The sequence below is a fragment of the Methylobacterium sp. Leaf99 genome, from assembly GCF_001422375.1.
Lineage (GTDB): Bacteria > Pseudomonadota > Alphaproteobacteria > Rhizobiales > Beijerinckiaceae > Methylobacterium.
Genome location: NZ_LMMU01000014.1, coordinates 95,052 through 102,299 on the forward strand (window position 1 = coordinate 95,052; position 7,248 = coordinate 102,299).

Below are 7,248 nucleotides of genomic sequence, written 5' to 3' on the forward strand. Positions count from 1 at the left end.
TCGGCCCCATCCGGGGATCGGCCCGAACGCCGCAAGCGAGACCCCCATGACCGATCTCTCCCGCCGCAGCCTGATCGCCGCCACCGCCGGCGGCGCCCTGATGAGTTCGGCCGCCCGCGCCGCCGGCCCAGGTGTCCCTCCGGCAGGTTTCCCTCCGGCAGGTGTCCCCCCGGGCGGCGTCGTCCCGGAGCGCGGGACGCAGGGCGCCCCGATTCTCGGCCCGCGCAACCCGGCGCGCGAGGCGCAGGACCCGTTCACGGTGCTGCCGCCGAAGACCGACCACGGCACCATGCCCAACCTCAAATGGTCGTTCGCCGACAGCCACATGCGCCTGGAGGAGGGCGGCTGGGCCCGGCAGACCACCATTCGCGAACTTCCGGTCTCGAAGGCCATGGCGGGGGTGAACATGCGCCTCAGGGCCGGCGTCGTGCGGGAGATGCACTGGCACAAGGAAGCGGAGTGGTCCTACATGCTCCAGGGCCGGGCCCGCATCACCGCCATCGACGCGCAGGGCCGCACCTTCGCGGACGATGTCGGCCCCGGCGACCTCTGGTACTTCCCCTCCGGCATTCCCCACTCGATCCAGGCCCTGGAGAGCGACGGGACCGACGGCTGCGAATTCCTCCTCGTCTTCGACGACGGCGCGTTCTCGGAGGATTCGACCTTCCTCCTCACCGACTGGCTCGCCCACACCCCGAAGGACATCCTGGCCAAGAACTTCGGCCTGCCCGAGGCGGCGTTCGCCCGGATCCCCGAGAAGGAGCTCTACATCTTCCCCGGCCCCAAGCCGGGTCCGCTTTCCGACGACCGAATGGGCGGAGCCGGCCCGATCCCCGAGGGCTTCAGCCACCGGATGCTGGCCCAGGCGCCGATCCGCACCAAGGGCGGCACGGTGCGGATCACCGATTCGACGGTCTTTCCCGCCTCCAAGACCATCGCGGCGGCCCTGGTCGAGCTCGAGCCCGGCGCCATGCGCGAGTTGCACTGGCACCCCAACGGCGACGAGTGGCAGTTCTACATCGCGGGGGAGGGGCGCATGACCGTGTTCGGCTCCGAATCGAAGGCGCGGACCTTCGATTACCGCGCCGGGGACGTGGGCTACGTGCCCTTCGCCATGGGCCACTACATCGAGAACACCGGCCAGGGGCCCCTGACCTTCCTGGAGATGTTCCGGACGCCGACCTACGCCGACATCTCCCTGCGCCAGTGGCTCGCCCTGACCCCCCACGCCCTGGTGGCGGCGCATACGGGAATCGACCGGGCGCTCATCGATGGCCTGCCGCAGGGCAAGGACCCGGTGATCGGACGGCCGCCCGCCTAACCCTCCGCCGACCCTTCCGCCTCCGCCCTGGCATCGGTGATGAGCGCGGCCAGACCCGCATCGACCTCGGCGCCGAGCATGGCCCGCTCGGCGTTGGTGAGATCGGCGGCCCAGCCGCGCTGCCCGAACCCCTCGGCGCATTTGGCGCGCTCGGCGGTGAGGTAGGCTTCCGTCTCGGCCGGCCGCGTCCGCATGGCCTCGACGAGGCCGAACCAGGCGGCGCGCTCGACCACGGCGAGGCGGGCGCGCAGGCGGATCATCACCGCGCGGTCGGGGGCGACATCATCCATGGCGGAGGGCCTGCATGGCGGGGTCCTGTCGAAGCGGGGTCCTGTCGAACGCTCAGCGCCGGGGTTCGCAGCGCGTCTTCACGTAGGTGTCCCGGTCGTTGCCGTGGCCCGCATTGGCGGCGAGCACCGGCCCCTGCATCAGGCATTCCTGAAGCGTGTGGGCCGGACCGGTGATGATGTCGAGGGCCGTCTCCCGCGAGCAATCGGGGGCCTGGACGGTGGAGGCGCAGATGAGGGCGACGACGAGGACTGGGTTCATGACCGGTGACCTAGATCGCGTGCCGGGCACGGCAAGGCCGGGACGCCGCCGGCCCTGCAGGGAAATGCCGGATCCGTTGCCGCACCCTCCCGCCGCGCCGGGCGGTCCCTGCATCCGCCCCGTCGATCCCGTTCCGTACCCGATCTGTTCGAAGATTTGTGTGAATCATAGTGTGCGGATCATTGTCCTGGGCTTTTGAGCCTAGGATAAAATGACTGGAGAGGCCGGGATCGGAAGGTCACTTTAGGGACAAAACCGGAACGGAGTGGAACGCACCTGTGGAAGCCCGGCGCGTCGCCCGATCCGGACCCGTCCCCGCATGTTAAGGTTTCCGTGCAAATGCCGTGATGCGGCGGGGCGGGTCCCGGCGTTCGGCAACCGGAGCGGGCATGAGCGTCGGCATCGAGATGGGACTGAGCATGGGGCCGGGCGCGGAGCCCGCCCGCCTCGACCTCGAGGAACTGCTGGCGACCCGTCTCCTCGTCCAGGGCAATTCGGGTTCGGGCAAGTCGCACCTCCTGCGCCGCCTCCTCGAGCAGAGCGCCGGATCGGTCCAGCAGGTGATCGTCGATCCGGAAGGCGACTTCGTCACCCTGGCGGAGGCCTACGGCCACGTGGTGGTGGACGGCGCCCACGGCGAGGCCGACCTCCAGGCCATCGCCGCCCGGGTGCGGGCCCACCGGGTCTCCGTGGTCCTCACCCTGGAGAGCCTCGACATGGAGGCGCAGATGCGCGCCGCGGCCGCCTTCCTCGGCGGCCTGTTCGAGGCCGAGCGCAGCCACTGGCACCCGGTCCTCGTCGTCGTCGACGAGGCGCAGATCTTCGCCCCCGCCGCCGCCGGCGACGTCTCCGACGAGGCACGCAAGGCCTCCCTCGGGGCCATGACCAACCTCATGTGCCGGGGCCGCAAGCGGGGCCTCGCCGGCATCATCGCCACCCAGCGCCTCGCCAAGCTCGCCAAGAACGTCGCGGCGGAAGCCACCAACTTCCTCATGGGCCGCACCTTCCTCGACATCGACATGGCGCGGGCCGCCGACCTCCTGGGCCTCGACCGGCGCGGGGCCGAGCGGTTCCGCGACCTGGCGCGCGGCGAGTTCGTGGCCCTCGGGCCCGCCCTCAGCCGCCGGCCCCTGGCCCTGCGCATCGGCTCCGTCACCACTTCGGCGCGCTCGGGCTCGCCGAAGCTCGTCCCCCTGCCGGCCCCGGCGGACGCGGATCTCCGCGCCCTCATCCTCACCCGCTCGGCGGAGGACGGCGCCCCGGCCTGGGCCCCGGCGCCGCGCACGCCCCCGGTCCCGCGCGCGACCCCGGCCGACCTCATGCGCGAACTCAGCGCCTACCGGCCCGAGCCCGTGGCGGCGCCCGAGCCCCTGAGCGAGGAGGAGATCCGCGCCGGCTGCGACGCGGTCCTGCGCGGCATCGCCGCCGATCCCGATGCCGGCGGCCAGCCCGTGGCGGTGGTGTATCAGGACTTCCTCGTGCGCTGCCGGATGCGCGGCCTCGACGGCGAGTCCCTGAGCCTCGCCAGCTTCCGCCGCCGCCTCGGCGTGGCCCGTGCGGGCCTCGACGAGGCCGAGCCGGCGGAGGCCGACGGGCGCTGGGACGAGGCGCAGGCCGCCGCGGCGGCCCTCCCCGACGAGGTCCAGGGCCTGTTCCTCATGCTGGCCCGCGCGGCGCTGGCGGGCGAGCCGTGTCCCGGCGACGAGGCCCTGGCGCGGGCCATCGGCAGCCGCTCGCCCGGCCGGGCCAAGCGCCTGCTCGCCTATGTCGAGACCCGGGGCACCATCGTCTGCCGCACGGATTATCGCGGCAACCGCGTCGTCGCCCTGCCGTCCCTCAACTGCGAGACGGCGCCGGGCGACCCGAAAGCCCCGATGGGCGACCTGAAGGGCGCGGAGGCGAAGGGGGCCGCGCCCGAGGCCAAGCCCGCTTCCGCCGCGGCCCCGCCGATGCCCGAGATGCCGGGCCTGTTCGCGGCCGAGTAGCCCCGGCCGCGACGCGGTTCCCCGACCGGCCGCCCGGACTTACCGCCGAGACTTGCCGCCTACTTGATCACCGCGCAGGCGATGCGCGGGCCGGCCCCGCCGATGGGCTGGGTGGCGTGGTCGTCGGGGTTGGCGTGGATGATGAGCGCCGAGCCGTCGCCGTCCTTCAGCCCGCCCTCGCCCGTGAGCGGCGTCTCGCTCGACACCTCGGCGTTCACCGAGCCGTCGGCATTGGCGAAGACGTTGGGCAGGTCGCCCTCGTCCGGGCCCTCGGGGTTGAGCAGGCCGTGCTTGCTCTGGTCGTGGTTCACGTGGGCCTTCGACTTCTCGAACTTCTCCGTGTCCGAGCAGTCGCCCACCGCGTGGAAATGGATGCCGTGCCAGCCGGGCGGCAGGCCGCCGGCGTTGATCGTCACCCGCATCACCAGGGTGTTGGCCCCGTCGCGCAGGGCGATCCGGCCGATGGCCTCGCCCTTGCCGTTCTGGATGTCGGCCTCGAAGGCCTGGGGCGCCGCCGGTGCGGCGGCGGGTGCCGCGGCCGGAGCCGGCGGCGTCGCCGGCGTCCCCTGGGCGAGGGCGGCGGCGGCGGTCAGGGCCAGGCAGGGGATGCCGAGGAGGGGGATGATCGACAGGACGCGTCTCATGGAATGGCTTTCCTCTCCACGCCGGGGGCGCTTGCGAATCTCAACGAGGCAGGGACCCGGGTCGATCCGGGACGTACCAATTCAGTCCACCGCAGGGCATGCCGCTCCGGACGCCGCCGCGCAAGCGGTTCGCGCCGCCGCCGCCGCGTTAGCGGTCTGCCCTCGGGAACGGCGGGGCCCGCCTTCGTTCGCCCTGTGGACGTCGTGTTGAGACTTCCTTAAGGTTTTCTCCGATCCGGGCGGGCTCGTCTTCGATTCGCGTCACCCCGCTCGGCGCGGGCCGGAACCGATCGGGAGAGCCGCATGTCCATCCAGATCCGCTTGTCGACTCACTTGCCGATCCGCTTGGTCGCCGGGCTGGCCCTGGGCTGGGCCGGCGCCGCCACGGCGCAGACCGCCCCCGCCGAGCGGGCCTGGACCGATCCTCCGGCGCGGGGGGCCGTGGCACCGCCCGTCGCCCGGCCCGCCCCCGAGGCGCCGGTGGCCGCGGCCGCGAAACCCCGGGCCGCCCCCCGGACCGCCTCGCGCACTCCGAAGACACGGGTGGCGGTGGCCCGCCCCCGGCCCGTCGTCGCGGTCCGGACCCTCACGCCGACCCATCCGGGCCTGCGGAGCGCCCCCGTCCGCATCGTCCACGCCCAGGTCCCGATGCGGAGCGCCGCCCACGCCCGGATGCGGGACACGGCGGCCCGGCCGGTCTCCTACGGCTTCCTCGCGCCGCCCCCGCCGCCCGGTGGGTTCGACGCGGACCCGCGCGCCCGGCGCATCCGGCAGGCCGAGGCGGCGGGCTACCTCGTCGTGCGCCGCAGCACCGTCTCCGGCCCCGATGGCCGTCTCCTGTACGGTTATCGCCCCTACGAGGCCGACGATTTCGACGATTGATCCCGTCGCCTGACCCCGCCTCGCCCTGAACGCGCATGAAAAACCCCGCCGGGTGGCTCGGCGGGGTGAGGTCGATGGGCGGGGTCGGCCGGGTTCAGCGCAGGCGGCCGGGGCGGGCGGGCTCGAACACGATGCGGCGGTGGAAGGCGCACCAGCTCTTGCCGTCCGACACCGGGGCGCCGCAGCACACGGCGCGGTCGTTGGGCTCGCCGATGATGAACTTGCACACGAACGCACCCGACTGCGCGAAGGGAACCCGCAGGGAGGCGGACGGCTCGGCGATCGCATCGGCCTCGCCGACCTGGGACATGCGGACAAGCTGGTTCATGGTTGGGTTCGACTCGCGGAAAGAGAGTGTCGCGGGCCTGGGCCCGTCGGGAAGATCGGAGGCGCGCGCCGCGTTCCGACGGTTCGTCCTTGTCCATCGCGGCCTTGCGGGCGGCGCAGGGGCGTTGGCGTGGCGGACCGGCGGGAGTGGGGCGGGCGCGACGCGATCACGTCATGCTGCTGTTATATATGGCGTTCTTCAGTCCGCAAACAAGTCCTTCTGCGTATGCCTGCCCCGGGATGGGTGAATGGCGGCGGGAAGACGCGGCGCGCAGCGCGGTTTCTTGAGGTGCGGCGGCGCACGGGATAGGGCATGCCTCCACCCTGCGGCCCCGCCCCTCCTGGGAGATCCGATGCGCGTCCTCGTGACCGGTAGCGCCGGCTTCATCGGCTACCACCTCGGCCGCCGTCTCCTGGCGGCGGGCCACGCCGTCACGGGGCTCGACGGGTTCAGCGACTATTACGATGTCGGTCTCAAGCGCGCCCGCCACGCGCGGCTCGCCGGGCATCCGGCGTTCGAGGCCGTGGAAGGGCGCCTGGAGGAGCCCGGCCTGCTCCTCGACACCCTGGCGCGGGTGCGGCCCGACATGGTGGTGCATCTCGCGGCGCAGGCCGGCGTGCGCCACAGCCTGGAGAATCCGGGCGCCTACGTGCAGGCCAACCTGGTCGGCACCGCCAACCTCATCGAGGCCGTGCGGGCCCATCCCGTGCGCCATCTCCTGTTCGCCTCGACGAGCTCGGCCTATGGCGGCAACGCCCAGATGCCGTTCCGCGAGACCGACCGGGCGGTCTCGCCCCTGACCCTCTACGCCGCGAGCAAGCTCGCCGGGGAGGCGATGCTGCATGCCTACAGCCACCTGTTCGCCATCCCCACCACGGCGTTCCGGTTCTTCACGGTCTACGGCCCGTGGGGGCGGCCGGACATGGCCCTGTTCCTGTTCACGGGAAAGATCCTGGCCGGCGAGCCCATCGAGGTCTTCGCCGACGGGGCGGCCGAGCGCGACTTCACCTACGTCGACGACCTCGTGGCGGCCATCGCCAGCCTCATGGACACGCCGCCCGGGACGGTGCCCGTGGGCGATTGCGACACCCTGAGCCCGGTGGCGCCGTACCGCCTCGTCAATATCGGCGGCGGCCGGCCCGTGCGCCTCGACGCAATGATCGACGCCCTCGAGGCGGCCCTCGGCCGACGGGCCGAGCGGGTGCTGAAACCCCTGCCGCCCGGCGACGTGGCCCGCACCCACGCGAGCACGGACCTCCTGCGCGCCCTCGTCGGCACCGTGCCGGAGACGCCCCTGTCGGTGGGGATCCCCGCCTTCGTGGACTGGTACCGGTCGTATTACCGGGCCTGAGCCCCCGACGCATCGGGGGCGGGGCGGGTCAGCGCTGGGTCTGGCCGACGCTGACGAGCTTGGCCGGGCCCCGGACCTTCCGCTCTGGCAGGGTGTCGCGCACGGTTCCGGCGATGGAGTCGGCGTCGAGGCCGGCCTCGCGGTACATGGCGTCGGGGGAATTGTGGTCCTGGTAGGTGTCGGGCAGG

General features: G+C 72.8%; 8 protein-coding genes. 4 read left to right on the top strand and 4 right to left on the bottom strand.

The window, feature by feature from the left end; genetic code table 11:
• The first annotated feature begins 46 nt into the window (after positions 1 to 46).
• Positions 47 to 1,321, top strand: coding sequence for an oxalate decarboxylase family bicupin (locus ASF28_RS21225; RefSeq protein WP_056097424.1), 1,275 nt, complete (start codon positions 47 to 49; stop codon positions 1,319 to 1,321).
• Here ASF28_RS21225 and ASF28_RS21230 read toward each other — a convergent pair.
• A complete protein-coding gene (locus tag ASF28_RS21230) occupies positions 1,318 to 1,611 on the bottom strand; it encodes a hypothetical protein (RefSeq protein WP_056097425.1) in 294 nt (97 codons plus the stop codon). The two genes, ASF28_RS21225 and ASF28_RS21230, sit on opposite strands and share 4 nt — an antisense overlap.
• 52 nt (positions 1,612 to 1,663) lie before the next feature.
• On the bottom strand, positions 1,664 to 1,870 hold the full coding sequence (locus ASF28_RS21235; RefSeq protein WP_056097427.1) for a hypothetical protein: 207 nt from the start codon (positions 1,868 to 1,870) through the stop codon (positions 1,664 to 1,666).
• Between the two features lie 389 nt (positions 1,871 to 2,259).
• Between ASF28_RS21235 and ASF28_RS21240 the strand changes: the two genes are divergently transcribed.
• Positions 2,260 to 3,855 (top strand): helicase HerA domain-containing protein, encoded by a 1,596-nt coding sequence (locus ASF28_RS21240; RefSeq protein ID WP_056097429.1) that lies wholly within the window; start codon positions 2,260 to 2,262, stop codon positions 3,853 to 3,855.
• 59 nt (positions 3,856 to 3,914) lie between these two features.
• On the opposite strand, the gene ASF28_RS21245 is transcribed toward ASF28_RS21240, so the two are convergent.
• The gene (locus ASF28_RS21245) at positions 3,915 to 4,499 is read right to left on the bottom strand and encodes a superoxide dismutase family protein (RefSeq protein WP_056097431.1); all 585 of its coding nucleotides are present in this window, start codon (positions 4,497 to 4,499) and stop codon (positions 3,915 to 3,917) included.
• 303 nt (positions 4,500 to 4,802) lie between these two features.
• On the opposite strand from ASF28_RS21245, the gene ASF28_RS21250 reads away from it, so the two are divergent.
• A complete protein-coding gene (locus ASF28_RS21250; protein ID WP_056097432.1) occupies positions 4,803 to 5,381 on the top strand; it encodes a hypothetical protein in 579 nt (192 codons plus the stop codon).
• Positions 5,382 to 5,475: 94 nt separating this feature from the next.
• On the opposite strand, the gene ASF28_RS21255 is transcribed toward ASF28_RS21250, so the two are convergent.
• A complete protein-coding gene (locus ASF28_RS21255) occupies positions 5,476 to 5,709 on the bottom strand; it encodes a hypothetical protein (RefSeq protein ID WP_056097434.1) in 234 nt (77 codons plus the stop codon).
• A gap of 352 nt (positions 5,710 to 6,061) precedes the next feature.
• On the opposite strand from ASF28_RS21255, the gene ASF28_RS21260 reads away from it, so the two are divergent.
• Positions 6,062 to 7,060 (top strand): NAD-dependent epimerase/dehydratase family protein, encoded by a 999-nt coding sequence (locus ASF28_RS21260; RefSeq protein WP_056097436.1) that lies wholly within the window; start codon positions 6,062 to 6,064, stop codon positions 7,058 to 7,060.
• The last annotated feature ends 188 nt before the right edge of the window (positions 7,061 to 7,248 follow it).